The sequence below is a fragment of the Arthrobacter sp. FW306-1B-F12A genome (assembly GCF_058781865.1).
In genome coordinates this window covers 23428-48594 of sequence record NZ_JBYSXD010000029.1, presented here as the reverse complement: position 1 = coordinate 48594, position 25167 = coordinate 23428, and the positions used below count along the sequence as shown (strand labels likewise).

The following is a 25167-nucleotide window of genomic DNA, read 5'->3' as shown; positions in this document are numbered from 1 at the left end:
CTCGTCCTGATGTCTGGACATGTCCCAAACAAGACCCCTGAAACGGCGCAATAAACGCGCCTCCAGCACCCTTGACCCGCGCAATGCTCCTGCTATCATCAGTAAAGCAGTATGTCCTATCAAGCGAACATGAACGGACATGCTTGCAACTTCCGGGACGGTCCTGGAATGCGAGGGAGCATGCAATGGCGAATCAACTTGGCCTCACTATCGACCGTTCTTCCCCTGTGCCTTTGTACCACCAGGTGGTCCAGGGCATCGAGGCCGCCATCCACAGCGGAGTGCTGGAGCCCGGAAGCCGTTTGGACAACGAGATAGACCTCGCCGCCCAGCTCAACCTGTCCCGGCCCACCATGCGCAAGGCCATGGACGAGCTCGTCCGCTCGGGCCTGTTGGTCCGCAAGCGCGGCGTCGGCACACAGGTGGTGTCGAGCCAGGTCCGCCGGCCCCTGGAGCTCTCCAGCCTCTACGACGACCTGACCAACAACGGCAAGAAGCCCACGACGCAGGTCCTCAGCTTCTCGCACATGGAGGCGGACGCTGCGACGCTGACTGCCCTCCAGCTTCCGGCCGGTTCCAAGGTGTACCACTTCACGCGCTTGCGCAAAGTGGGCGGCAAGCCCCTGGCGCTCATGGAGAACTGGGTCCGCGACGACATCGCCACCATGGACGAGGCCATGCTCGCGGAAGAAGGACTCTACGCCATCCTCCGCCGCGGCGGCGTCAATTTCCGGCTCGCTTCGCAGCGGATCGGCGCCATGATCGCCAATGACTACCAGGCACCGCTCTTGGAGGCGGAAGTCGGCTCGGCATTGGTCACCATGGAACGGACCGCCGTCGACGACACCGGACGCATGGTGGAAACCGGCCACCACGTGTACCGGGCCGATTCCTACAGCTTTGAAATGACACTCGTACAGCGCTAACGCAAGGACACAACTTCATGGCCAACTGGGTCTATCCACTGGGAACCGCCAACGACGGCGATTGGGACATCTCGCTCGGAACCTCCGATTCCGCGTTGACTGTGGACGGGTGGGCCCACACCGGGCTCAAGGTGGCCACGCTCGCCGCGGGCGCCGCCGTCGAACTCCCCGCCGCAGCTGAGGAGCGGATCATTGTGCCGCTCAACGGCGCCTTCACGGTGACGGTCGACGACGTCGAGTATCCCCTCGCGGGGCGGGCGTCGGTATTCCATGGCCCCAGCGATGTCCTGTATTCCGGCACGAACGCCGCGGTCACCATCAGTTCGCCCGACGGCGGCCGCGTCGCCGTCGCGACTGCCCCCGCCAACGCGTCGTACCCCACCAGGCTCGTGACCGCGGCCGAAACCCCTGTGGAGCTGCGCGGAGCAGGCAACTGCTCCCGCCAGGTCCACAACTTCGGCACTCCCGCCGCCCTTGAGGCCGACCGTTTCATCGTCTGCGAAGTGCTGACGCCCGCAGGCAACTGGTCCTCCTATCCTCCGCACAAGCATGACGAGGAAAAGGACGGCGAAACGGAGCTTGAGGAAATCTACTACTTCGAGACCCGCGTGGCTCAAGGGTCGGGTGCACCCGCCGACGCCGATGCAATCGGCTATCAGCGTGTCTACGCCTCAGATGAACGGCCGATCGATGTGGCCGCGGAGGTTCGCACGGGCGACGTCGTTCTTGTTCCCTACGGCTGGCACGGCCCCGCCATGGCCGCTCCGGGCTACGACTTGTACTACCTGAACGTCATGGCCGGCCCGGGACCTGTGCGGGAATGGCTCATCAGCGACGACCCCCACCACGGGTGGGTGCGGCAGAGCTGGGACGGACAGGACATCGACCCCCGCCTGCCGTTCGGCGCCTAAGGAGCCGCACACCCAATCCCCACCGCCACCCTCGCCTCGCAAGTCCCCGCCGGCTCCCAACCTTCGCAAGCTCAGGCTGGGGCCCTCGCCGGCGGGGCCCCACGGTCAGGGAACCCTGGCGGCGTGGGCCCAAGCAGTTGTTGTCGTTCTGGGCCGTCAAAACGACAACAACTGCGAGCTAGTTGGGACCTGTAATCGCCTAACTCGCCTTCGCCCCCACTAGCGCCACTCTGACGGGAACTCCGCTTGCCAGCGACTCCTGCGCGGCATCCGCCACACGGGAAGCTGCGACGGCGTCCTCGGGGGTGCACGGGTTTTCCCGTTGGCCCAGGACCAGTTCAACGAAGGCCGCCATTTCCGAGCGGTAGGCCTGGTCGAAGCGTTCGGCGAAGGTCTTGTGGGGTTCTCCGGACGGGAAGGCGATCCCGGCCTCGGCTGATTCCATGGCTGTCTTGTCGTCCAGGCCAACCATGATGGAACGCTTGGAGCCTTGGATTTCGAGGCGCACGTCATGCCCTGCACCGTTGTAGCGGGTTGCCGAGACTGTGCCGACCGTCCCGTCGTCGAAGGTGATCAGAGCCAAGGCGGTGTCCACATCGCCCACTTCTCCGATGGCGGGATCGCCGTTGTTGGAACCCTTGGCATAGACCTCTACGATCTCGCGGCCGGTCAGCCAGCGCAGGATGTCGAAGTCGTGGACCGAGCAATCGCGGAACAACCCGCCGGACGTTGCCAGGAACTCCACGGGCGGCGGTGCCATGTCGCAGGTCACGGCGCGCAGTGAGTGGATCCAGCCGAGCTCCCCCGCTTGGTACGCACGCCTGGCTTCAAGGTAGCCGGCATCGAAGCGACGCTGGTGGCCGATCTGCACCACGCCATCGTTGGCGCGGATATGTTCCAGGACAGGCAGCGAATCGGCCACATTCATGGCTACAGGCTTCTCGCAGAACACCGGGATACCGGCGTCCACCCCAGCTCGGATTAGTTCCGGGTGCGTACCCGTGCCGGTTGCGATCACCAGCCCATCCACGCCGGAGGCGATCAACGCCTCCACCGAGGGTAGGAACTCGGCGCCGAGACCAGCTGCGACTCGACGGGCATGGTCTTCAGCCACGTCCGTGAGCCGCAACTCCACGTTGATGCCTTGTCCATTCAATTCCCCGTTGAGGGCCGCGATGTTGCTGGCATGCATGACGCCGATCCGCCCTACTCCAACCAGCCCGAGAACGACGTCCTTCATAGTGCTACCTCCGTTGAAAAAGCTGAGCTGTTGCGGGATTCCGCGGCCTCAACCGTGAACGCCCGCCGGAATGCCTCGAGCGCCTCCATGTCGTCTCCGCTGGCCCATGCCTCCATGCCGACGGTGCCTTCGTAGCCCGCGGCGACGAGCGCCCGAGCCACAGCCAGGTAATTGATTTCGCCGGTGCCGGGTTCACAGCGGCCGGGGACGTCCGCCACCTGGATCTCGCCGATGTGCGGCAAGGCGGTACGCACCAGTTCAATGAGGTTCCCCTCCCCCAATTGAGCGTGGTACAGGTCCAGCATCATCTTCACGTTGGGATGTCCGGCCGCCTCCACGAGCGCCAAAGTGTCCTTGGCCCGTGCGAGCGGAATTCCGGGGTGGTCCAGCACGGTGTTGAGGTTTTCGAGGCAAAACGTCAGTCCGTGCTTTTCCCCGAGCGCGCCAAGGCGTTCAAGGGTCCGGGCACCCGTGATCCACATACTGCCGTTGGCCCGGTAGGCGGGACGGGCTGCTTTGCCGTCGATCAGCTCCGCCGAGTGCACCACCATGCGGCTGACGCCGAGTTCCAAAGCGGTCGGAACCAGCGTCTCGGCCGTCCTCACCACGTCATCGGCGGTGTCGGCGTCAACCAGGCTCCCGGAGGTGTACCCGGTCATGGAGGAAAAGACCGCGCCGCTCGACTTAAGCGCCGCAATGTCCTTGTTCCTCGAGTCCCAGAGTTCGACGTCGAATCCGGCCTCATGGATCCGACGTACCCGCTCGGCGAACGGCAGTTCCGTGAAGACCATTTCGGCGCAGACAGCCAGCCGCATCAGACACCGGCCTTGCTGTTGCTCGACACGGCGGGGACCGCCACCGGGCCGCCTTGCTGGACCGACTCGATGCAGGCCAAAGCCATCGCGAGGGCGCGGCGCGCGTCAGCAGCTCCCGGGGTGAGGGTGAAAGCGCCCGACGGCGGTTGCGTGCCATCGCGGCGTGCGCGGACTGCGGCCGCGAAGTCGACGAGTTCATCGGTGTAGGCATCGCGGAACAGTTCCACGTTGAGCCTCGGGGTCTCAGCGGAAAGGCCCTCTGCCGTGTACCTCAGGGCAGCCGTTTCAGTGGGCCGTCCGGCCTGCACCATGCCCTTGGAGCCGAAGACTTCGCCCCTGACGTCATAGCCGTACAGCGCACTGAAGTTGGCTTCCGCCACCGCCAGGGCGCCATTGCTGTAGCGGATGGTGACCACGGCGGTGTCCAGGAATCCCTGGTCACGAAGGCTCGGCTCAACCAGTGCGTCCGCGACGGCGTAGACCTCCACCGGTTCGGCGCCTTCGTTGAACCAGTTCAGAGTGTCGAAATCGTGGATGAGGGTTTCCAGGAAAATCGTCCAGGCCGGAATCCTGGCTGCATGTCCGATGCTCCCGGTACCCGGATCCCTTGTCAACGAGCGCAAGAGCTGCGGCTCCCCTACAATTCCTTCGGCCAGGTCCTTCTTCGCGGCTTGGAAGTCGGTGGCGTAACGGCGATTGAAGCCGATCTGGAAATGTACCCCGGCGGTTTCGACGGCGAGGAGGGCGGCGTCGAGCTCTTCGAGGCTCTGCGCGGCAGGCTTCTCGCAAAATACGTGCTTGCCGGCGGCCGCGGCCTGGGCGATCAGGGAAGCGTGAAAACGCGCCGGACTGGCGATGATGACGGCATCGATGTCAGGATCGGCCAGGATGTCCGCGGCGTCGGGGGTGACCTTCGCCGTACCAAGCTGGGAAGCCACGGACGCGGCGGAGTCCACGTTGGGATCGGCGACGGCGGCCAGGACCGCACCCGGAACCCTGCGAGCTATGCTTTCGCCGTGAAACGCTCCCATCCAGCCGGACCCTATGAGTCCAAGCCGCACAGGCGTGGGGAGACTGGAGGAGTGCTGTTCGATGTAGGCCATGGGCCCGTCCTTTCGATAGTCAGTACAACAATTGCTCAGGCGGCATTGCCTTCGCCCTGGAATTCAATGCCCACTTGGCGGCGGATTTCATCGGCAACATCCATCGTCCGGATGGAGGAGGCCAGGGGCCGTTGTTGGGTTTCCGTCTCACCCGCGGCGACGGCGCGGGCCACCGCCGCGGCTTCGAAGTGCAAGCCTTCCACATGCCCGCCCACAGCCTCGTTGTGGCGAAGCCGCGTGCCGTCCGGGAAACGGAGCTCGAAACCGCCGGGCATATTGAAGGGGCCGTCGATGGTCAATGTGGCCTCGGAGCCAACGATCGTCGCCGCGGTGGGGGTGAAATTATGCAAGTGCGTATTCATCACGGCCTGGCCCCCGCCCGTGAATTGCATGATGGCGGAGAGTTGGCCGTTGACACCCGATTCGTGGGGCTCGCCGAAAGCGCTCAAGCGTTCCGGGGCGCCGAGGACTTCGGTGATGAGGGCCAGAGGGTAAGTGCCCAGGTCCAGCAATGGCCCACCAGCCAAAGCGGGATCGAAGATGCGGTGGCCGCGTTCAAAGTGCTCACCGTATTCCGCCAGGACCGTCGTTACGGTACCCAGCGTCCCGGCGTCGAGCACTTGCCGGATCACGTCGAACTTCGGAAGGAAGAAGCTCCACATAGCCTCGGCGGCGAAAACGCCGGCTGCCTTGGCCCGCGCGGCGATATCCCGTGCCTGCGCGGCATTCAGGCCGATCGGTTTCTCGACCAGGAGGTGTTTGCCGGCGTCGATGGCCATCAAAGCAGCCGCATGGTGGAAGTTGTGCGGCGTGCACACGTACACAATGTCTATGTCCGGAGCCGCGGCCAGCTCTTCGTAGCTTCCATAGGCGGCGGGCACGCCGAAAGCATCCGCGAACGCCTTGGAGCGGTCCAGGGAGCGGGAGCCGGCGGCGGCTATCACTTGCGTTGAGTGGGCCTGCACCGATTCCGCGAAGCGTTCGGCAATCCACCCCGGACCCATGATCCCCCAGCGCAACGCCGGAGCGTCGCGCGAATCCGGCACCCTTGATACTGGCAGAACGGATGAAACCATCAGTAGATCACCTTTGTGTAGGCTCCGTCGCTGTGGAGCGAGCGGATCATCGCTTGTGCGAGCTGCGACGCGCGCAGGCCATCCTCACCCGTGGCGAGCGGCGCCGGCTCTCCCTTTTCGAGGGCGGAGATCCAGGCCTGAAGTTGCAGGCGGTACGCGTCGGCGAAACGTGGACGCCAGTCTGCGGGGATTTCGGAGCTGCGCTTCCCTTCCTGCCGGACATCGAGGGCGGCCGGTTCCGGGAGCGCGGCAATGCCGAACTCCGAAACAACCTCGCACCGGGTGGTGTAACCGTACTGGGCGTTGAGGAAGAGTTCGAGCGTTGCCAGGGTGCCGTCGGCTGCGCGTAGGAGCATGAAGGCCGGGTCCCGCAGGTCACCCGTGCTGTACCGGGAGCTCCGCCCCGCTTGCCAGGACACCTCAGTGATAGGCGAATCCAACAGCCAGGGGATGATGTCCAGCTCGTGGATGGCCGAGTTGGTGATGGCGGACTCCGAGCTCGCGCCCGGTCCCGCGGATACGGTCCGGCTGGTGCAGTGGACCTGCAAAGGCTCGCCTTGCGTGCGTGCCCGGGTGGCTTCGCGCAAGGCGACATAGCCGGGATCGAAGCGCCTCATGAAGCCCATCGACAGCAGCCGGGCACCCGTTGCGGCCAAGAGGTCGGCTTCGGCCTCCACCACTTCGCGACTTTCCAGGAGCGTGGGAGCCAACGGCTTTTCGCACAATACCGGGGTCATCGCTTCGAAGCATTCCAGCACCAGTCCCGCATGGGTGGAGTCATGGGAAGCGACGACGACGGCGTCAACGTCGCTGGAGTTGATCAGCTCGGAGGGGTCGGTGGTGATGCGTGCGGATGGCGGCGCCGCAGCTGCCGCACGTCCGGCGTCGAGGTCTGCCACGAAGGTGACTTCGGCCCCGCTGATGGTGGTGGAGAGGTTCCTGATGTGGTCTGCGCCCATGACACCGGCGCCAATAACGCCAACCCGGATCGGCATGCTGTCTTCCCGTCTACTACTTCGTGCACATTCCCGCAGTGGCATGGCGAGCGGGGGCCCGTCCGGTTTTCCGGCGGACCCCCCTCTCCGTCCGCGCTGTCTCCCCGCGCGCTAAGCGTGCCGCGGGCTGCTTTCCCTTGAATTGTCAGCTGCGCCCGCGACGTCGGTCACTTCGGATACCCCGGCGACTTCGGCTTGGACTTCCTTGAGGGCCTGGGTGTGTCCGCCGAGTTGTTCGAGTTCGTGGGCGAGTTCGGCCAGTTCCGCGCCGCCGGCCATCTGGGCGGTGAGTTCGTCCAGGGTGATGTCCTTCTTGTCGTAGTAGCCGATGGACTTCCCGCGCTTGAGCAGCAGGAAACGGTCCCCGACCGGGAAGGCGTGGTGCGGGTTGTGCGTGATGAAAATGACCCCGAGCCCGCGGTCGCGGGCCTGCAGGATGTAGCGGAGCACGACGCCGGACTGCTTCACGCCCAGCGCCGCGGTGGGTTCGTCCAGGATCAGCACCTTCGCCCCGAAGTACACGGCCCTCGCGATCGCCACGCACTGGCGCTCCCCGCCGGAGAGCTGGCCGATGGGCTGTTCCACATCGCGCAGGTCGATCCCCATCTCGGCCAGTTCCTTGAGCGTGATGTCCTTCATCTTCTGGACATCCATGGACTTGAACGGGCCCCAGCCGGTGGTCAGTTCCGAGCCGAGGAAGAAGTTCCGCCAGATCGGCATCAACGGCACCACCGCCAGGTCCTGGTACACGGTGGCGATGCCGGCGTCCAGGGCGTCGCGGGGGGAGTTGAACTTCCGCTCCTCCCCCATGATCTTCAGCACCCCGGCGTCGTGCTGGTGCAGTCCGGCGATGATCTTGATCAGCGTGGACTTGCCCGCGCCGTTGTCCCCCAGCACGCAGGTGACCCGGCCGTTGTCCACGGCCATGGTCACGTCCCGCAGGGCGATGATGTTCCCGTAGTGCTTGCCCACCCCGTCCAGGGAGAGCAGGTGCACGGGGGTGTGGGTCAGCGGGTCCTTCTCATCCCGGAGCAGGGTCTGCTGGTCGATCTGTTTGGCATTCATTCTCTTGCGCCCCTTCTACTTGAGCTCTGCGCGGCGTTTGACGATGAGGTTCACGATGGTGGCCAGCAGCAGCATCAGGCCCAGGAAGAACTTGAACCAGTCCGGGTTCCACTGCGCATACACGATGCCCTTGTTCGCCATCCCGAAGATGAACGCACCGATCGCCCCGCCCACCGCCGAACCGTAACCGCCGGTGAGCAGGCAGCCACCGATCACCGCGGCAATGATGTACAGGAACTCATTGCCCACGCCCTCACCGGACTGCACCGCGTCGAACGCGAAAAGGTTGTGCATGCCCAGGACCCAGCCGCAGAACCCCACCGCCATGAACAAGCCGATCTTCGTCTTCGTCACCGGGACACCCACCGCACGGGCAGCGTTCGCGTCACCGCCGGCGGCGAAGATCCAGTTGCCCACCTTCGTGCGCAGCAGCACCCAGGACGCGATCGCGACCAGGACGATCCAGAAGAACACCGTGATCTTCACCTCGACCCCGCCGATGCTGACCGAGGACGCGAACACCGCATGCGCCGACTCGAACCCGTCCAGCTTCGAAATCGACGGCGAGGACACGGACCCGCCGATCAGCCGGGTCAGGGCCAGGTTCAGGCCCGTGAGCATCAGGAACGTCGCGAGCGTCACGATGAAGGACGGCAGCTTCGTCTTGACCAGGATCCAGCCGTTGATGAAACCGATGCCGAGCGAAACGACGAGCGCCAGCACGACGCCGACCCACGCGTTCAGCGAGAAGTTCCAGCTGAACAGCGAGGCAGTCAGTGCCGAGGAAATCACGGCTACACCGGTGGAGAGGTCGAACTCGCCGCCGATCATCAACAGCGACACCCCCACCGCCATGATCCCGATCGTCGAAGAACCATACAGCACGGTCGCGAGCGCGTTCGGCTGCGTGAACGTCTGGGACACCGAAGCGAAGAAAATGAAGAGAACAACGGCCCCCACGAGGGCGCCGACTTCAGGCCTGCCCAGAAACTTCTGGACCGGGCTCCGGCGTCCGATCCGCTCATCGCCGGGGGCCGAAGCCGGTGCCGGCGGCAGGGTTGCTGTGTTTGCCATAGGAAGAACTCCTTGTTGGTCAGGCCGCGGGGGGGGGGCCCCCCCACCGGCTCCCGCCGGAACTCCGACCCGGTCGCTGCCCGCGTAGACGTTCAAGCTGGTCCCCCGGCTGAAGCCCACCAGCGTCAGGCCGGTCTCCTGTGCGAGCTCCACTGCGAGGCTGGAGGGTGCGCTGACGGCGGCCAGGACCGGGATCCCTGCGAGCGCCGCCTTCTGGACCAGCTCGAAGGATGCCCTCCCGGAGACCTGCAGGACGGTGCCGCGCAGGGGCAGCATTCCTTCGCGCAGCGCCCAGCCCACCACTTTGTCCACCGCATTGTGCCTCCCCACGTCTTCCCGCAGGCACAGCAGCTCGGCCGCACCGTCGTCGTGGATCCGGAAGAGTCCGGCGGCGTGTACTCCCCCGGTTTTGTCGAAGACCGCCTGTGCTTCACGGAGACGGTCAGGCAGCGCGGCCAGAACCTCCACCGGGACATTCAGGGGGTCGTCCTCGGGGCTGAAGTGTGAGGATTTACGCACTGCCTCGATGGAGTCGGTGCCGCAGATCCCGCACGAGCTGGAGGTGTAGACGTTGCGCCCGGTCTCCGGCTGGACGACGTCGGGACGCAACTGGGCTTCCACCACGTTGAAGGTCTGAACGCCGTTCTCGTCCTCGCCGGCACAGAAGCGCAGGGAAATGAGCTGGGCCGGGTCCCAAATAACACCCTCGGAGACCAGGAAGCCCGCCACGAGGTCGAAGTCGTCGCCAGGGGTCCGCATGGTCACCGAGAAGGACATGTGCCCCAAACGCACCTCGAGCGGTTCCTCGACGGCCAGGAAGTCCTCGCGGTAGCGGACCGGGTGCTCCAGGGCCTGGGCGGAGCCGTCCAGGACGAATTTGTGCACCTTGCGGCGCTGGGTCACCCGTCCCATCTCAGCTACCCACCTTCCCGGCGGGTTCCGCATGCCCGGCGGCTTCCCCGTGTCTGACGAACCGCACCGTCATGGCCTTGTAGCCGGGGGTATTGGATTCACGGGCAACGAGCTCCCGGTGGACCAGGGCGTTGGCCTCGGGGAAGTACGCGGCGGCGCAACCCTTGGCCGTTGGGTAGGCAACCAGCCGGAACTTGTCCGCCCGGCGCTCCGTTCCGCGGAAAGTGGAGATGACGTCCACCATGTCCCTGTCTTCGAAGCCAAGTTCGCCGAGATCGTCCTCGTGGACCAGGATCACGCGGCGGCCTTCGGAAATGCCCCTGTATCGGTCGTCGAGCCCGTAAAACGTGGTGTTGTACTGGTCATGGCTGCGGACTGTCTGCAGGATCAGGTGGCCGGCAGGGGCTTCGAGGTACTCCAGCTGGCTCACGGTGAATCGTGCCTTGCCGATGTCCGTGGCGAACGTGCGGGTGTCGCGTGGCGGGTTCGGCAGCACGAAGCCGTTCTTGGTCCGCACCCGCGCGTTGAAGTCCTCGAAGCCGGGGATCACCCTGGAGATGCGGTCGCGAATGACGTCGTAGTCTTCGGCCATGGCCCGCCAATCCACGGGGTGGTTGTCCCCGAGGACCGCCTGCGCCATGCGTGCGACGATGACGGGTTCGCTAAGCAAATGCTCCGAAATCGGAGTCAACCGGCCCTGCGTGGAGTGGATGACGGACATGGAGTCTTCAACGGAGAGGATCTGCCGTCCGCCCGGGTGTTTGTCGTCCGTGTCCGTGCGGCCCAGGGTGGGCAGGATCAGGGAGGTCTTGCCGTGTACAACATGGGCGCGGTTGGGCTTGGTGGAGATATGGACCGTCAGCCCGGCTTTCTTGAGCCCTTCCTCCAGGGCGACGGTGTCCGAACCTGCCGCGGCGAAGTTGCCGCCCATGGAAACGAAGACGTCCACCTCGCCCTTCTCCAAGGCGTGCTGGGTTTCCACGGAGTCGTATCCGTGGACCCGCGGTGTGGTGAATCCAAACTCTTTGTCCAAGGCTGCCAGGAAGCCTTCGGACGGTTTCTCCCAGATGCCCATCGTGCGGTCGCCCTGTACGTTGGAGTGGCCGCGCACGGGACAGGCGCCGGCACCGCGTTTGCCGAAGTTCCCCTGCAAGAGCAGCAGGTTGATGATTTCCCGCAAGGTGTCCACGGAGTGCGGCTGCTGGGTGAGGCCCAGCGCCCAGCAAATGATGGTGCCCTTTGACGCGGCGAGCATGCCGGCCACCTTGGTGATTTCGATACGGCTCAGGCCCGTGGCGCGTTCCGTCTCTGCCCAGTCCAGGGTAGCCCGGGCTTCGGCGTAGGCCTCGAAACCGTCGGTCTGCGCCTCGATGAAGGCGCGATCAACCACGGTTCCCGGCTTCCGCTTCTCCTCCTCCAACAGGAGATGGCCCAGCGCTTGGAACAAGGCAAGGTCGCCACCCACCTTGATCTGGAGGAATTCATCGGCGATGTCCGTGCCGCCGCCTACCACGCCGTTGAGCGACTGGGGGTCCTTGAAGTTCAGGAGCCCGGCTTCCGGCAATGGATTGACGGCTACGACCTTGCCGCCGTTGTTCTTGCAATCACGCAGGGCTGAGAGCATGCGCGGATGGTTCGTGCCGGGGTTCTGCCCCACAACGAACACCAACTGAGCTTCATGGATGTCTTCCAGGGAGACAGTGCCCTTGCCGATGCCGATGGTCGGGTTGAGGGCGCTTCCGGAAGACTCGTGGCACATGTTCGAACAATCGGGCAGGTTGTTCGTGCCCAGGCTGCGGGCGAACAGCTGGTACATGAAGGCTGTCTCGTTGGCCGTGCGCCCCGAGGTGTAAAAAACGCAGCGGTCCGGCGTGGTGGCATTCACGTGCTCGCCGATCAGGGCGAAAGCATCCGTCCAGCTGATCGGCGAATAGTGCGTCTCGCCAGGGCGGATGACGACGGGCTCGGCAATGCGGCCTTGGCTGCCGAGCCAGTATTCGGTCTTGTCCCCAAGCTCGGCCAGGGAGTGCCGGGCCCAGAACTCCGCGTCGACCACGCGTGTGGTGCTCTCCTCGGCGATTGCCTTGGCCCCGTTTTCGCAGAACTCGGCGGGACTGCGTTTGCCGGTGATGGACTCCGGCCAGGCGCAGCCGGGACAATCGAAACCGTCCCGCTGGTTGACGCGGAGCATTGACTTGACGGTCCGGCTGACACCCGCTTGGGACCAGCCCCGTTCCAATGCCACAGTGACAGCTTTGACGCCCGCCGCGGAGCGCTTGGGTGGGTGGATCTGGAGGTCATCTTCATTGATGTCCTGCTCGGGAGCATGCCTGTTCATGTCCCCATCATTGCAAGGCCTGACTCTCTAATCCACCCGCGTCCATCCCGCACCTGAAACTCTCAGCCCGTCAGGGCGCTCCAGTCCACCGGACCGGACGAAACCTTCCGTGCTGGCTTGGCAGGAGTCTTCTTGGCCTTGTCCTCCGGTGGCTTCGGCCGGGGAAGCGGCGGCCCCCACGGCAATGGAAAAGCTGGCACTGCCTCTCCAAGTTGTACGCCGTGCGGCGGCACCACCATGATTCCGTCCGCACTGGCGAGGCCGCGCATCATCCCGGGCCCCGCGTGCTGGGCCGGCGACGCCAAGCCGTACACAAACCTGAAGGGAAACAAGCGCGTGCGCCCGGGATCGGCGTCGAGCATTGCACCGCAAGGAACCTCGCCCACCTCGGGCAGTGTTCCGTGACCCAGACCCGCGAGGAGCGGCGCGCCGATCGTGAAGAGGACCATCATGGCCGCGAGCGGATTGCCTGGGAGACCCAGCACGAAGCGACCGTCCGGCAACTCGGCCAAAACGCCGGGATGTCCCGGACGCATCGCAATTCCATCAATCAGCAAGCGGCCACCCAGCTCCGCAATGGCCCGACGGAAGTGGTCCGTCCCCGAACGGCCGGTACCCCCGGTGGTGATGACGACGTCGGCGGGTGGCGCGTCCGGCGACAGCTCACCTTCCTCAAGGGCCGAGAGCCATTCGTCATAGGAGTCGCCCACCTTGATTTGCTCGCCGCGAATGCCGCCAAGGAGCTCGACGACGGCGCCAAGCTGGGGACCGAAGGTATCCCTCACGCGCCCGGGGGCCGGGACACCCGTGGTCACCACCTCGGCGCCGGTCAGCACCATTTTCACGAGGGGCTTGCCCAGGACGTCCAGTTCATCACGTCCGGCCAGGGCGGCCAGGGCGAGATGGGCCGGGTTCAGGACGACGCCTGATTTGATCAGCAGCTCGCCCGCCGCGGCTTCCTCTCCCGCGTCGCGGATGTGTTGCCCGTTGCGCGGTTCGCCGGGCTTCGCGTTCCCGCCGAGCGCGAGCAGTGGTAAGCCGTCTTCGTCCGTGGTCAGGACCCCGCTCTCCCTCCGCAGAACGGCCTTGGCCCCTGGCGGGATCAGGCCACCGGTGGCGATCGGGCTGGCTTGGTGCGGTGCCAGCCGATGGCCGGGTTCGGCGAGGATCCATGGACCGCTGCCGTTGACTGCCCAGCCATCCATCGCAGAGGACGCGTAGTGCGGCAGATCCTGCAGGGCGTGGACATCCGAGGCCAGGGTCCTGCCGATGGCGTCCTTCAGGGCAACGGCTGCGGCGGGAATGGGCGTGGCGCTATCGAAGGCAAGTTGCCGCGCCTCGGCCCACAAGTGGTCGGCATGCTGGACATGCCCGGGGGCTTCCGTCATCCGGCGTCGGTTCCGGGGTTCGTATAGTCCTTCGCGAGCGTGCGTGCCAGGCTAAGTGCTGCATCCATCGACGCTGCCTGGGTGGCTTGTCCCGAGCCCGAGGCAAGCCCGGCCGCAAAGCCCGCAATGAAGGTTGTCAAAGGAGCCGCCGGCCGGACCACCGAATGGGCTGCAACGCCCGCCAGGGACAGGATCTCGTTGATGTCGATCTCGACGTCGTCCAACTCATACGCTTGCAGCAGGCTCCTGCACCATTCCTCGAGCGTTTCTTCCTGGCTCTTCACGATCCGCCTCCACCGTCCGGTACAGCTGTTGTCACGGCAGGTCGCCGTCCACTCCAAGCGCCGCGGCGTCATCCCAGGTATCCACGTCATCGGTGGACCCTGCGGGGACAGGCACGGCCAGCAGATCAAGCCTAGCAAGCAGGCGGAAAACCGCGGCGTTGACCAGGCCACGTTCTTCTCCGGCAGCTTGCACTTCGCGCTGCAAAGCAGATACGCGGTAGATCCCGAGCAGCGGCTGCTTCCTACCGTCGCCGGATACGGACATGGCCCCGTCCGTGTCCTGGTGGCCTGCAACTTCCCGGAGCAGGACCGGAACCGCGGCGGAGGCCAGGGGCATATCGCAGGCCAGGACGAGAACCCAGGGCGCGTGCTTCGTGGACGGCTCCTCGCCGTTTTGCGTTTCGCCTCCGTGCCCCAGGGCGAGGAGTCCGGCGGCGATCGCGGCTGCGGGTCCGGCGAAGGGCGGCTCCTCCCGCGCGGTCAATGTGCCGTCCGGCAGAGTGCCGGGATCCGGGCCGACGACGACGACGCTTCCCGCACCGCGTGCGGCCGCCACGGCGCGCTCAAGGAGTGTGGCGCCGCCGTATCTCAACTGGGCTTTGGGCACGCCGCCGAGGCGGGAGGACTTGCCACCCGCCAATATCACCGCATCAAAGTCCACCCGCCCAGATTACCCGGGAAGCGGGCTCAATTCCGGTTCAGGCCGCCGACTCGGGCAGGAGGAAGGGATCCCATGCGGGCGCAGGTTTCTCAAGCTCCTTGATTTGCCAGATAGTCCCGGTGGGCGCCGCCGGAGTGAACCTCAGTTTCCAGCCCATCTCGGCTGGGGTGTGGTCACTCTTGGCGTTGTTGCAGCGCAAGCACGCTGCCACCAGGTTTTCCCAGGAATCCGCGCCGCCCCTGGATTTGGGGTGGACGTGGTCAATGGTGTGCGCTGCTTTCCCGCAGTAGGCGCAACGGTGACCGTCACGGCGCAAGACGCCGCGGCGTGTGACCGCCGTGATGGTGTTGTACCTTGGCCGGATGTAGCGATTGAGCAGAATCACGGAAGGACGTCCGAGAATCTCTTGTGGCCCGACGACAGGCTCGTCGCCTTCGGCCACTACGCTCGCTTTTCCGGTGAGCACAAGGACCAGCGCCCGGCGGAAGGTTACTACCGCCAGCGGTTCATATCCAGCATTCAGAACGAGTGTGCGCATGCACGTACCTCTTCACGGCCGCACCCGTCAGGGGCGCGAGGGCCGGCTGCCCTCTGCATGTACGGGCTGTGGATCGACAACCTAAGAGTAAACACCAGAAGGCCAGATCAACGAATCCATGCGGGGGTTCCAGCGCAGTGTCGGTCAAAGTTCATGTGCCGGACACGTAAGCGCACGCTCGTTAAAACAGGACATCCCCACCGGCGGACCAGCGGGGATGTTCCAGTGAAGCTATGTAACCGGGGCTATTTAGCCACCAACGCGGATGAAGACCGGGCCGGAGCCGACATTGACGCTGTAAAGGGCGGTGGTGCCACCGTTCCAGCCGCCGTGGACTGCCATGCCGTTGCCGACGTAAACAGCGATGTGGGCCATGCCCATGCCACCGTTCTGGTAGTAGACCAGGTCTCCCGGCTGCGCTTCAGCAGCGCTGACCGTACGGCCAAGGGAGAGGTAGTCTGCCGGCCAGCCGTGGAAGTTGATGCCAACAGCGGCCAGGGAGTTCGAGGCCAGGGCAGTGCAGTCCTGGGCAACGCCAAGCTGAGCGTAAGCTGCGGCAGCAATCGCTGCGCCCTTGCCGCTGGCAACCTTCGTGGCGGGCGAAACAGCAGCGGTCACAGAAAGCGTCGAGGAGCCGGTAGCGGCACCCGTGGCAGCCTGCGAAGCCGGAGCGGCTTCCTGGGTGGCAACCGGAGCTGCGACAACCGGAGCAGCTTCGGTGGAAACCACCGGGCGTTCGTACTTGATGGCGACGGAGGAGTCGGCCGAAATGCTGGCTTGGGCGATGGACTGGACTTCCAGGGCGGAGGTCGAAGTGGACTCGCGGGGAACGTTGGTTTCTGCAGCGTTGGCTGCGATACCGCTAGTGAGCACCAGACCGGAAGCAGCTGCGATAACGGCTGCCTGACGGCCTACGCCACCGGCGTTGCTGCCGACAGTCTTAGCGATAACGGCAAGCGAGTTGGTCTTGGTGACCACGGCACGGTGGCGCGCAACAGTAGAGCGTGAAGACACGTTAAGAGGCCTCTCCCTATGCCCGCGAGGTAAGCTGTCGGATTCGGATGGGAGTCATCCGGCCACACTCCTCCCTCTCGGAAGTCGTGCGACTTAACCCCAAGGCCATCGGTGAAGATGACCAAAAGTGGGTCCCCCGCCTCTGCCAGACGATGTTTTGCGAACGGAACCTCGGGCAGTGGCAGAGCTAGGCAATCCACCCGAGTGCATCAACTCTCTAAAAGTTGATGCGAGTTAGACGGTACATGAGTTTTGGCTGAATGTCACATTCAGGTCACGGAGCGTGACAAGCATGCGAGAGACTTCCATCGGATTGGCTACAGCCAGCCCAGGGGGTCAACGACGTCGCCGTTGACCATGACTTCAAAGTGGAGGTGGCAGCCCGTGGAGGCGCCCGTAGTGCCGCTCAATGCGATGACATCGCCTCGGCCAACCGTTTGGCCCACCTGGACGTTGAACGACGACAAATGGTTGTACGTGGTTTCCAGGCCGTTGCCATGGTCCACCACAATGCGGTTTCCGCCGCCATACGGATGCCAGCCGGCGAAGGTGACCTTGCCGGCCGCGGCAGCATGGACCTGGGTGCCGCACTGGGCCACGAAGTCCTGGCCGCGGTGGAACTCCCCCAAACCGCCCGTGATGGGATTCACGCGGTAGCCGAAAGGCGAGGCCGTGGTCAGGGTGTCCAGGGGCGCCCCCAGGGTGCCCTTGGAGGACGAGGTCTTGATGGTGCCGACGGACTGTGCGCTCAAGAGCTGCTTGAGCTTGCTGTCCGGATCCGCCGTGGTTGACACTGCGGCACGGCTGAAGTCGATCGTGGCGCTTGCCGCGGCCGGAATCTCGGGCTGGGTGCCCACAGCCGAGGCGGCCTGGCTTGAATCCGCCGTGGCCGTCATGGCGCCGGTGCCCGGCATGGCGACTGTCAGGATGAGGCCCGTCGTGGCGAGGGCCACTCCGGCCTTCTGTCCCGCTCCGCTCGCGGCGGCGAATTCGGCCATCTGTCGCAAAGGACCCTTGCGGCGGCGAAGTTCGCGATGGGGATCGCGCGGCCGCTCGTGCTCGACGGCGCTTGTGCTCCGCAGCTCAGCAGTAGGACCGGACGCGCGCCTGCGGCCCCTGGTGTTCTGCGTGGTCAAGGTTTTCCTCTCTGGCAAGCCTGCGAAGTTAGCTGTCGGATTCGGGCCAGAGAGATCGTGGACCCGGTCCGCGCGAAGGGCACGAAACGCAAGGTACCCGGAGGGGCCTTGCGTTGTTTGCACTTCCGCTACGGACTTCACCCCAAGGCCGTCTTTCGACAGCCGATGGTGGTTCCTCCGTTTCTGCCAGTGAATGGACTAATCCACCTGATCCGCTGGCAGAACTCGGCTTCGGATCAGGTAACGCTTTGGTATCGGCGCCAGTATTTAACTATAGGGGATTAAGCCCCACGGTAATAATTTCGTTATCTTTGCGGGCGACCCCGCCGGGCCGGCTAGGCGACCGTGACAAACACGTGCGAGGCGACCTCAGGCGGCAGCTCCAGCGCGCCCTCGATATTGGGCACGCGAACGGAGATGTACTCCCCTACGCGCTCCAGGGACACCCTGGCGCCCGGGCGGATTCCGCCCTCGTCCAACTGGACCAGAAGTTCCGGTTCCACCTGGATCGGTTCAGCCAGCCGGCTGACGGTGACCCGGTTTTCAGGTGAATATTCGTTCATCGCGTCAAGAAGGTTGACCACGCCATCCGTAAAGGCGTGGGACGCGGCTCCACCCAGCGCTTCGAGTCCGGGAATGGGTTTGCCATAGGGCGATTCCGTGGGGTGGTCCAGCAACTCATAGAGCCGCCGTTCCACGCGCTCACTCATGACATGCTCCCAACGGCACGCTTCATCGTGCACGTAGGCCCAGTCCAGTCCAATGACATCTGCCAGGAGCCGTTCGGCGAGCCGGTGCTTGCGCATGACCTCGGTGGCGCGTTTCCGGCCCGTTTCAGTCAGCTCAAGGTGCCGGTCGTTGGACACAATCACCAGGCCGTCGCGCTCCATCCGCCCGATCGTCTGGGAAACGGTGGGGCCGGAGTGCCGCAAGCGCTCGGCGATGCGGGCGCGAAGAGCCACGATGTTCTCTTCTTCAAGCTCCAAAATGGTCCGAAGATACATCTCAGTGGTATCGATCAGATCCGTCATCCAGCTCAGCTCCTCGAGCGCAGTATCTTGCGTATTTTCGCCAGCTCCAAGCTTAGCTTATTTGGAATTACTCCGGATAATTCCGGCGCTTGTCCACCGCCCGGTCCGCCGTCCTCTCCTGAGCCGGCCGAACAATGGTTTCCACGTGGCGGACTATGACACCTTCGGTTCTGCCCCCGACTGCGGCGTCAGGCAGAATTGGGGAGTCGAAGGGGCAGCTTGCCACCTGCCACGACCCATCTAGGCCGCTACTTCACCATTGGAGCATCCCGTGAGCGACAACAGCATCACCATCCCCGCCGATTTGCTGCCCAAGGACGGCCGCTTCGGCGCCGGGCCCTCCAAGGTCCGCCCGGAGCAGATCGAGGCCCTCTCCGCCGCCTCGACAACGATCCTCGGCACCTCCCACCGCCAAGCACCCGTCAAGAACCTGGTGGGCTCCGTCCGCGAGGGACTTAGCCAGTTCTTCCGTGCGCCCGAGGGCTACGAGGTGATCCTCGGCGTCGGAGGCTCCACCGCGTTCTGGGACGTCGCCAGCTTCGGCCTGGTCGAGAAGAAGGCCCAGCACCTCTCCTTCGGTGAGTTCGGTTCCAAGTTCGCTTCGGCGACCAACAAGGCACCGTTCCTTGAAGCTTCCTCCATCATCACGTCCGAGCCTGGTACCCGGCCGGTTTCCCAGGCCGAAGCAGGCGTGGACGTATACGCGTGGCCACAGAACGAAACCTCGACGGGTGTCGCCGCTCCGGTCAAGCGCGTCCAAGACGCCGGCGAGGGTTCACTTGTCTTGGTGGACGCGACGTCCGCAGCCGGCGGCCTGGATGTTGATGTTGCCGAAGCCGACGTCTACTACTTCGCCCCGCAAAAGAACTTTGCGTCCGACGGAGGCCTGTGGCTGGGACTCTTCTCCCCCGCCGCCCTGGAGCGCGCGGCCCGTATCAAGGCAAGCGGCCGCTGGATCCCAGATTTCCTCGACCTGCAGACGGCTATCGACAACTCGAAGCTCAACCAGACCTACAACACGCCGTCCCTGTCCACCTTGGTGACATTGGATGCCCAGGTCCAGTGGCTCAACAAGAACGGTGGCCTGGATTTCGCTTCCGGACGCACCGCGGACTCCGCAAGCCGTATCTACAGCTGGGCAGAGGCTTCCGAGTACGCCACCCCGTTCGTGGCAAAGACCGAGGACCGCTCCAACGTCATTGCCACGATCGATTTCGATGACTCGATCGACGCCGCGGCCATCGCCAAGGTGCTCCGCGCCAACGGGATCGTGGACACGGAGCCCTACCGCAAGCTGGGCCGCAACCAGCTGCGCATCGCTACCTTCGTTGCCATCGAGCCGGACGACGTCTCCGCATTGCTCGCCAGCATCGACTTCGTGGTGGGCGAACTGAAGAAGTAAGGGCCTGCCGCATTCCCGCGGTCAGGACTGGTCGGCGTCGTCCGGGTGGGGATCCCGGGCGGCGCTGTCCCTTTTAACGGCGTCCCTATTAGCTGGACCCGCGCCTTGGGACTCAATCCGGAAGAACCGCATCCCGCCGGCGCTGCGGTCGAAGCGGAGCCGCAACTGGCGCGCGCGGATGATCCACACGATGCCGACGACGGCGGTGCTGGCGCCCGCGGCGGCGGCCACTCCCACTGCCCACCGGGGTCCGGCGACGTTGGACACCCAGCCGACGAACGGTGCGCCGATGGGCGTTCCACCCATGAAGATGGCCATGTAGAGTGCCATGACCCTGCCGCGCATGACAGGTTCGGTGGTGGACTGCACGTAGCCGTTGGCGCTCGTGATCATGGTCAGGGCAAACAGTCCGCAGGGAATCAGCGCCAAGGCAAACATGGTGTAATTCGGCGCGAGGGCGGCCAGCCCGCTCGCGAGGCCGAACCCGCCTGCCGCTGCGAAGATGAGCCGCATGCGTGGCCTCCCTCGCCGGGCGGAAAGCAATGCTCCTGCGACGGAGCCGATCGCCATGACCGAGTTGAGCAGCCCGAATGCCCCCGCGTCCATGCCGAACTCCGTGCCGACCATGGCCGCGATGAAGAGGACGAAGTTCAGTCCGAACGTGCCCATGATGAAAATCGCGACGAGGACAACCCCAATGTCCGGGCGATTGCGGACGTAGCGAAGCCCTTCACGGATGCGGCCTTTGCCCGCGGCGGCCCGGGGTTGGACGCGCAAGGAGGAAAGAGGGATGGCCCGGATCGCGCCAAGCATCGCGAGGAAGGTCAGGGTATTGATCATGAATACCCAGCCCGGCCCCACGGCCACCGTCAACACGCCGGCCACCGCGGGACCGATCATGCGGGCGACGTTGAAGGACGCGCTGTTCAGCGCAACGGCGTTGGAAAGATAGTCGTCCTTGACCAGCTCCGAGACGAACGTCTGGCGGACGGGGGCGTCAAGTGCCGAGACGACGCCAAGCAACAGCGCGAACACGTAGACATGCCACAACTGCGCCGCACCGCTTAGGACCAGGAGTCCCAAGCCAGTGCTCAGGACCGCCATGGCCGATTGCGTCATGACGAGGAGCCTGCGCCGGCTGTAGCGGTCGGCAAGCAGTCCGGCCCACGGCGCCAGGAAAAGCTGCGGACCCAGTTGGAGGGCCAAGGTCACGCCCATCGCACCGGCATCGTGGTTGCTCAGATGGGCGAAGACCAGCCAGTCCTGGGCAGTCCGTTGCATCCACGTGCCGATATTGGAAACGAGCGCACCGATGAACCAAATGCGGTAGTTAAGGACACCGAGCGATTTGAAGGTGGACATCAGTTGCCACCTTCACGAAATTCACTCGCCGGGTCCGCCAAGGGCTAGTCAGCCTCGATGTCGTCGGCGTCGTCGCTCTCTTGTTCGTCACCCGGGGCGGCGACGTCCTCACGGGAAGGGTCGCCGTCGTCGTCCGCGTCAACGGGGACTCCGGCTTCCTCCGCCTCCTCGGCCGCGGTAGCCTCGTCCTCCGGACGGACGCGCTTTGCCCACGGCACCCATTCAGGAGCGAGGATGGAGTCCTCAGACGGCAGCAAGCCAAGCTCGCTGACGGTGACCACTTTGGAGCGCGAGTTGCGGGTCACGACGGCGTACCACTGCCACCCGCCGTACCCGGCCAGCCGCGATTCGAACAGGTGCGTGACGACGCGTTCGCCTTCCGAGCGCGCGGCAATATGCGGCCCGATTTCTGCCGGCTTGGCAATGGTCTCCACCGCATTGCGGGCGACGTCGACGGCGGCCGCAAGGAAAGCGTCCGGCTTGCCGACGCGCCACACAGGAATGCCGGTGCGGGGTTTCGCCGTTGATGTCATGGCAGGTTTAAGCTTCCAGCTCGTCGGCAACCTTGCGCAGGGCTGCTGCGATGGCTTTGCCCTTGGCGCCTTCAGGGTACTTGCCGGCGGACAACGTGCCGGAGAGGTTGTCCAGTACAGATACGAGATCCTGGACTACCGGAGCGAGCTCGCGGGCGTTCATGCGCTTGGCCTTGGCGATGGAAGGCAACTTGTCCAGGACCCGGAGGCCCAGCGCCTGGGCGCCCCGGCGACCGTCGGCGACGCCGAACTCAACCCGGGTTCCTGCCTTGAGATCCGCTACGCCTTCGGGCAGTGCGGATTTGGGCAGAAACACTTCCTGGCCGTCCTCTGCTGCGAGGAATCCGAAGCCTTTTTCCTTGTCATACCACTTGACCTTGCCGGTGGGCACGTAATCAACCTTCTTCGTTCTTACTTGCGAGACACAGCCGGCACGCCACCGCATCCGCAGGAGACTGCGGGAATAGGGGTGACTGCCTGGACCATGTTGGTCTATTGCTTCAAGGTTATCCTGCCCGGCCACCGATTCGCGCTTTGAGACCCCGCAGGCAGGTCCCGCCGCCTTTTGCCCGCGGCCAGGCTGCACCCTCGCCTGGAACAGGGGATGCGGCCCGGGACTGTTAGCGTTGCTTCCATGATTCCCCACGACTTCCGCCGCCCGCTCACGATCGTTGCCGCCGTCGTCGCAGTCCTGTCCCTGGCTTCCGTAGCCGCCGTCATGGGGATCGCTTTCGCCAACGGAGTGGCACCGGTGTGGGTCACGTCCGCCGCTCTCTACGGGCTGCCGCTCGCCTTTATTTTGATGGCCGCGCTGGTGGTGGACGCTGTGTGGGCGCGGCGTCGGCAATGAGCAGCCGGAAAGCCCGACGGCGGACCCGGCTGGCTGTAACGTTGAATTGATGTCCCTTATTCGCGCGCTCAGCAAGGAACTGGAAGCGCGCAGCGATGATTCGCTGCGGGCCTTGTTTGCCGCGCGGCCGGACCTCATCTCCCCGGTGGTCCCGGACTTCGCTGCGCTCGCGGCGCGGGCAAGCGCCCGCGTCAGCGTGCAGCGCGCCTTGGAACGGCTCAACAAACCGGAGATGCAGGTACTGGAGACACTCCACCTATGCACCAACACGGACACGGGCCACAGCGTGTCGGCGGCGGGACTCAAGAAGTGCATCAATGGCGCCACCCTTGCCGCGCTCGAGCCGATCCTGAACAAGCTCCAGGAACTCGCCCTCATCCACCGGGCCGATCCGCCGGCCACGGTCCACAATCCGGGGCGGCAGCGGTTCTACTTGCCGGTGGGCAGCCTCAAGGACGTCATCGGCATCTATCCAGCCGGTTTGGGCCGCAGCTACACCGAGTTGGTTCGGCTGCAACCGGCCTTCGCCCAGCGCGTGGTGCATCTCGTTGCCGAACTCCACCAGAGCGGCGCCGATATCCTGGCCGCCACGACGCCCATGGATGCTGCGTTGGCGCTGCAACGCTGGACCTCGACGCCGGAGAACCTTCAGCACATCCTGTCCGAGGCACCCGTACGGACGCGTCCCCTTTTGAACAAGTTCGGCAGTTGGGCCATGGGGGCCGTTCCCCAGGCCCAGCGCAAGGCTTCCGTGCTCCATGAAGGCCGCGACGTCGGTCCCGTGGACTGGCTCCTGGCCCGCGGTCTGCTTGTCCCCTTGGACGCCGGCCACGTTGAGCTCCCGCACAGCGTGGGCCTGTCCCTGCGCGGCGGCGCAATCGTGGACCACTTCACCTTGAAGCCTCCCGTTCCTGAACTGGGCCAGACGAGTGCCGCGTTGCGCCGGAACGCCGCCATGGGTGCCATCGCAGAAGCGCTCCGGTTGGTGGGTGAACTCCTCTACGCGGTCCGCGAGCAGCCCGTGGTCACCCTGCGCAGCGGAGGGGTGGGCGTGCGCGAGCTCAAACGCCTTGCCGACAGCCTCCGTCTGGGGCTGTCCGAGACCGCCCTGATCCTCGAGCTCAGTGCCTTGTCAGGATTGCTGCGGCTCGATGTGGACAGTTCCACCTGGGTGCAGCCGCCATCGCTGGAATGGCTCACGCTCCCCCGCCAGGAACAGTGGCTCTGGCTGGTCAACGCCTGGCTCGCGAGCGAGCGCGCCCCCTCCCTTGTGGGCCAAACCCTTCCCGGGCCCGCCACCACGGCACCGCGATCCGGCTCTCCGGCAACCCCCATCAATGCCCTGTCCGCAGAGGCCCAACGCCCTGACGCTCCGCTGGTCCGCAAGCGGATCCTGGAGATCCTCGAAGAGCTCACCCTCGAGGTGGAAGCACCGGACGGCAAAGCTCCAGTGCTGAACGCCGAGGCCGTCATGGAACGCGCGGAATGGTCCCAGCCGCGGATGTCGCGGCGGTTCAGCTCCCTTGTCCGCGGGATCCTGCACGAAGCCGAACTCCTGGGGCTCATGGGCTCCGGCGCCCTGACCCAGCTTGGTTCGGCGATCGCCACCGAACAGCCCGAGTTGGCCCTCAGCATCCTCGGCGAACATCTGCCCGCCGCCGTCAACCACGTCCTGCTCCAAGCGGACCTGACCGCCGTCGCGCCGGGGTACCTGGCACCTGAACTGAGCGAAAAACTGCTCTTGATCGCCGACGCCGAAGGCCAGGGCCCGGCCACGATCTTCCGCTTCTCCGGAGATTCGATCCGGCGCGCGCTGGACGCCGGCCAGGACGCCGAAACCATCCTCGCGTTCCTGCGCACCCACTCTGCCACTGACGTTCCGCAGCCGCTCCGCTACTTGATCAAGGACATTGCCTCGAGGCACGGCCGGCTGCGGGTCGCGAGCAGCCCCAGTTTCATCCAAAGTGACGACGAGGCCGCCATCGCCGAGCTCGTCCGCGAGCCCGGGGCCGCAAGCCTGGGGCTTGTCCGGATCGCCCCCACGGTACTGACCTCCAGCGCGAGCCCCCGGGAGACCGTGAGGGTGCTGCGCGAGCTGGGACTCTCGCCTGCCGTGCAGGAGGCGGAGACCGCCGTCGTGCGCTATAAGAGGACGGCGTCGGTGGCCGCTGGCGCCCGTCCCGTGTATACGGCGCCCCGCACCGCACCACCGGACGACGACGTCGACGCCCAGCTCGCGGTGTTGAGGCACCATCGGGCGGTCCACGGCGAGGTGACCGGCGAGGCGGCAACGCAACTGGGCCTCGAAACCCTGCAGAGGGCCATCCGGCTGAAGCAAGCGGTCACCATGAACGTGGTTGACGGCTTGGGGAATTCCAACACCGAAACCGTTGTTCCGGTATCGGTGTCCGGAGGGCGCGTCCGGGTGTTCGACGCCGCCAGGGACACCGAAAGGGTCTTGTCCATCCATCGCATCATCGATGTGGAACCTGCGGGCGAGCCGCACAAGTGAG

General features: G+C 65.1%; 23 protein-coding genes, 1 pseudogene and 2 riboswitches. Of the genes and pseudogenes, 5 read left to right on the top strand and 19 right to left on the bottom strand.

What is annotated here, in order from left to right; translation table 11 throughout:
- Positions 1-185: 185 nt before the first annotated feature.
- Both AC3WJU_RS14570 and iolB read left to right on the top strand, forming a co-directional pair.
- On the top strand, positions 186-926 hold the full coding sequence (locus AC3WJU_RS14570) for a GntR family transcriptional regulator (protein ID WP_059388160.1): 741 nt from the start codon (positions 186-188) through the stop codon (positions 924-926).
- A gap of 17 nt (positions 927-943) precedes the next feature.
- A complete protein-coding gene (gene iolB / locus AC3WJU_RS14565; protein ID WP_307052800.1) occupies positions 944-1837 on the top strand; it encodes a 5-deoxy-glucuronate isomerase in 894 nt (297 codons plus the stop codon).
- 199 nt (positions 1838-2036) lie between these two features.
- On the opposite strand, the gene AC3WJU_RS14560 is transcribed toward iolB, so the two are convergent.
- From AC3WJU_RS14560 to AC3WJU_RS14485, 16 genes and pseudogenes are all read right to left on the bottom strand, one after another.
- The gene (locus tag AC3WJU_RS14560) at positions 2037-3077 is read right to left on the bottom strand and encodes a Gfo/Idh/MocA family oxidoreductase (RefSeq protein ID WP_492260193.1); all 1041 of its coding nucleotides are present in this window, start codon (positions 3075-3077) and stop codon (positions 2037-2039) included.
- A complete protein-coding gene (locus AC3WJU_RS14555; RefSeq protein WP_284989663.1) occupies positions 3074-3892 on the bottom strand; it encodes a TIM barrel protein in 819 nt (272 codons plus the stop codon). Before AC3WJU_RS14555 ends, AC3WJU_RS14560 begins: the two co-directional genes overlap by 4 nt.
- Positions 3892-4995, bottom strand: coding sequence for a Gfo/Idh/MocA family oxidoreductase (locus AC3WJU_RS14550; protein ID WP_307052797.1), 1104 nt, complete (start codon positions 4993-4995; stop codon positions 3892-3894). The genes AC3WJU_RS14555 and AC3WJU_RS14550 overlap by 1 nt, the downstream gene beginning before the upstream one ends.
- Positions 4996-5030: 35 nt before the next feature.
- Positions 5031-6071: a Gfo/Idh/MocA family protein gene (locus AC3WJU_RS14545; protein WP_492260192.1), complete on the bottom strand. Its 1041-nt coding sequence runs from the start codon at positions 6069-6071 to the stop codon at positions 5031-5033.
- Positions 6071-7066 carry a Gfo/Idh/MocA family oxidoreductase gene (locus AC3WJU_RS14540; protein WP_492260191.1) on the bottom strand — a complete coding sequence of 332 codons (996 nt, stop codon included), beginning with the start codon at positions 7064-7066 and terminating at the stop codon, positions 6071-6073. The genes AC3WJU_RS14545 and AC3WJU_RS14540 overlap by 1 nt, the downstream gene beginning before the upstream one ends.
- A 111-nt stretch (positions 7067-7177) precedes the next feature.
- Positions 7178-8131, bottom strand: a complete 954-nt coding sequence (locus AC3WJU_RS14535) for an ATP-binding cassette domain-containing protein (protein WP_492260190.1) — start codon at positions 8129-8131, stop codon at positions 7178-7180.
- Between the two features lie 15 nt (positions 8132-8146).
- Complete coding sequence (locus AC3WJU_RS14530) at positions 8147-9205, bottom strand: ABC transporter permease (protein ID WP_492260196.1); 1059 nt, start codon at positions 9203-9205, stop codon at positions 8147-8149.
- A 54-nt stretch (positions 9206-9259) separates the two neighbouring features.
- Positions 9260-10117 (bottom strand): annotated as a pseudogene (gene fdhD / locus AC3WJU_RS14525) (formate dehydrogenase accessory sulfurtransferase FdhD); the annotation flags it as partial.
- 1 nt (position 10118) lies between these two features.
- Positions 10119-12455, bottom strand: coding sequence for an FdhF/YdeP family oxidoreductase (locus AC3WJU_RS14520; protein ID WP_492260189.1), 2337 nt, complete (start codon positions 12453-12455; stop codon positions 10119-10121).
- Positions 12456-12517: 62 nt separating this feature from the next.
- Positions 12518-13843 carry a molybdopterin molybdotransferase MoeA gene (locus AC3WJU_RS14515; protein ID WP_492260188.1) on the bottom strand — a complete coding sequence of 442 codons (1326 nt, stop codon included), beginning with the start codon at positions 13841-13843 and terminating at the stop codon, positions 12518-12520.
- Positions 13840-14127, bottom strand: coding sequence for a DUF6457 domain-containing protein (locus AC3WJU_RS14510; protein ID WP_492260187.1), 288 nt, complete (start codon positions 14125-14127; stop codon positions 13840-13842). The genes AC3WJU_RS14515 and AC3WJU_RS14510 overlap by 4 nt, the downstream gene beginning before the upstream one ends.
- A 31-nt stretch (positions 14128-14158) precedes the next feature.
- Positions 14159-14788 (bottom strand): molybdenum cofactor guanylyltransferase, encoded by a 630-nt coding sequence (gene mobA, locus AC3WJU_RS14505; RefSeq protein WP_492260186.1) that lies wholly within the window; start codon positions 14786-14788, stop codon positions 14159-14161.
- Positions 14789-14825: 37 nt separating this feature from the next.
- On the bottom strand, positions 14826-15326 hold the full coding sequence (locus AC3WJU_RS14500; RefSeq protein WP_028266173.1) for an HNH endonuclease: 501 nt from the start codon (positions 15324-15326) through the stop codon (positions 14826-14828).
- 249 nt (positions 15327-15575) lie between these two features.
- Positions 15576-16340, bottom strand: a complete 765-nt coding sequence (locus AC3WJU_RS14495; RefSeq protein ID WP_492260185.1) for an NlpC/P60 family protein — start codon at positions 16338-16340, stop codon at positions 15576-15578.
- 5 nt (positions 16341-16345) lie between these two features.
- Positions 16346-16512, bottom strand: a riboswitch (cyclic di-AMP (ydaO/yuaA leader).
- Positions 16513-16657: 145 nt separating this feature from the next.
- Positions 16658-17476: a M23 family metallopeptidase gene (locus AC3WJU_RS14490; RefSeq protein WP_306962992.1), complete on the bottom strand. Its 819-nt coding sequence runs from the start codon at positions 17474-17476 to the stop codon at positions 16658-16660.
- Between the two features lie 2 nt (positions 17477-17478).
- A riboswitch (cyclic di-AMP (ydaO/yuaA leader) is annotated at positions 17479-17686 on the bottom strand.
- Positions 17687-17811: 125 nt separating this feature from the next.
- Positions 17812-18507: an iron-dependent transcriptional repressor DtxR gene (locus AC3WJU_RS14485; protein ID WP_492260184.1), complete on the bottom strand. Its 696-nt coding sequence runs from the start codon at positions 18505-18507 to the stop codon at positions 17812-17814.
- A 271-nt stretch (positions 18508-18778) separates the two neighbouring features.
- Here AC3WJU_RS14485 and serC point away from each other — a divergent pair, with 271 nt between their 5' ends.
- On the top strand, positions 18779-19909 hold the full coding sequence (gene serC, locus AC3WJU_RS14480) for a phosphoserine transaminase (protein ID WP_492260183.1): 1131 nt from the start codon (positions 18779-18781) through the stop codon (positions 19907-19909).
- A gap of 21 nt (positions 19910-19930) precedes the next feature.
- Here serC and AC3WJU_RS14475 read toward each other — a convergent pair whose 3' ends face one another.
- From AC3WJU_RS14475 to AC3WJU_RS14465, 3 genes are read right to left on the bottom strand one after another with little or no spacing between them, the layout of a single operon-like run.
- Positions 19931-21271 carry an MFS transporter gene (locus tag AC3WJU_RS14475; protein WP_284989619.1) on the bottom strand — a complete coding sequence of 447 codons (1341 nt, stop codon included), beginning with the start codon at positions 21269-21271 and terminating at the stop codon, positions 19931-19933.
- A gap of 44 nt (positions 21272-21315) precedes the next feature.
- The gene (locus AC3WJU_RS14470; protein ID WP_084784410.1) at positions 21316-21804 is read right to left on the bottom strand and encodes a DUF3027 domain-containing protein; all 489 of its coding nucleotides are present in this window, start codon (positions 21802-21804) and stop codon (positions 21316-21318) included.
- Positions 21805-21811: 7 nt separating this feature from the next.
- Positions 21812-22195, bottom strand: a complete 384-nt coding sequence (locus AC3WJU_RS14465) for a cold-shock protein (RefSeq protein WP_059388199.1) — start codon at positions 22193-22195, stop codon at positions 21812-21814.
- Between the two features lie 243 nt (positions 22196-22438).
- Here AC3WJU_RS14465 and AC3WJU_RS14460 point away from each other — a divergent pair, with 243 nt between their 5' ends.
- Both AC3WJU_RS14460 and AC3WJU_RS14455 read left to right on the top strand, forming a co-directional pair.
- Entirely contained in the window at positions 22439-22654 is a 216-nt protein-coding gene (locus tag AC3WJU_RS14460) for a hypothetical protein (RefSeq protein WP_332601717.1), read from the top strand.
- A 49-nt stretch (positions 22655-22703) separates the two neighbouring features.
- A complete protein-coding gene (locus AC3WJU_RS14455; protein ID WP_284989618.1) occupies positions 22704-25166 on the top strand; it encodes a helicase-associated domain-containing protein in 2463 nt (820 codons plus the stop codon).
- The last annotated feature ends 1 nt before the right edge of the window (position 25167 follow it).

Coding starts and splice junctions, on each gene's coding strand:
- AC3WJU_RS14570 (WP_059388160.1), top strand. CDS start 186: ATGGCGAATCAACTTGGCCTCACTATCGACCGTTCTTCCCCTGTGCCT.
- iolB (WP_307052800.1), top strand. CDS start 944: ATGGCCAACTGGGTCTATCCACTGGGAACCGCCAACGACGGCGATTGG.
- AC3WJU_RS14560 (WP_492260193.1), bottom strand. CDS start 3,077: ATGAAGGACGTCGTTCTCGGGCTGGTTGGAGTAGGGCGGATCGGCGTC.
- AC3WJU_RS14555 (WP_284989663.1), bottom strand. CDS start 3,892: ATGCGGCTGGCTGTCTGCGCCGAAATGGTCTTCACGGAACTGCCGTTC.
- AC3WJU_RS14550 (WP_307052797.1), bottom strand. CDS start 4,995: ATGGCCTACATCGAACAGCACTCCTCCAGTCTCCCCACGCCTGTGCGG.
- AC3WJU_RS14545 (WP_492260192.1), bottom strand. CDS start 6,071: ATGGTTTCATCCGTTCTGCCAGTATCAAGGGTGCCGGATTCGCGCGAC.
- AC3WJU_RS14540 (WP_492260191.1), bottom strand. CDS start 7,066: ATGCCGATCCGGGTTGGCGTTATTGGCGCCGGTGTCATGGGCGCAGAC.
- AC3WJU_RS14535 (WP_492260190.1), bottom strand. CDS start 8,131: ATGAATGCCAAACAGATCGACCAGCAGACCCTGCTCCGGGATGAGAAG.
- AC3WJU_RS14530 (WP_492260196.1), bottom strand. CDS start 9,205: ATGGCAAACACAGCAACCCTGCCGCCGGCACCGGCTTCGGCCCCCGGC.
- AC3WJU_RS14520 (WP_492260189.1), bottom strand. CDS start 12,455: ATGAACAGGCATGCTCCCGAGCAGGACATCAATGAAGATGACCTCCAG.
- AC3WJU_RS14515 (WP_492260188.1), bottom strand. CDS start 13,843: ATGACGGAAGCCCCCGGGCATGTCCAGCATGCCGACCACTTGTGGGCC.
- AC3WJU_RS14500 (WP_028266173.1), bottom strand. CDS start 15,326: ATGCGCACACTCGTTCTGAATGCTGGATATGAACCGCTGGCGGTAGTA.
- AC3WJU_RS14485 (WP_492260184.1), bottom strand. CDS start 18,507: ATGACGGATCTGATCGATACCACTGAGATGTATCTTCGGACCATTTTG.
- AC3WJU_RS14475 (WP_284989619.1), bottom strand. CDS start 21,271: ATGTCCACCTTCAAATCGCTCGGTGTCCTTAACTACCGCATTTGGTTC.
- AC3WJU_RS14470 (WP_084784410.1), bottom strand. CDS start 21,804: ATGACATCAACGGCGAAACCCCGCACCGGCATTCCTGTGTGGCGCGTC.
- AC3WJU_RS14460 (WP_332601717.1), top strand. CDS start 22,439: ATGATTCCCCACGACTTCCGCCGCCCGCTCACGATCGTTGCCGCCGTC.
- AC3WJU_RS14455 (WP_284989618.1), top strand. CDS start 22,704: ATGTCCCTTATTCGCGCGCTCAGCAAGGAACTGGAAGCGCGCAGCGAT.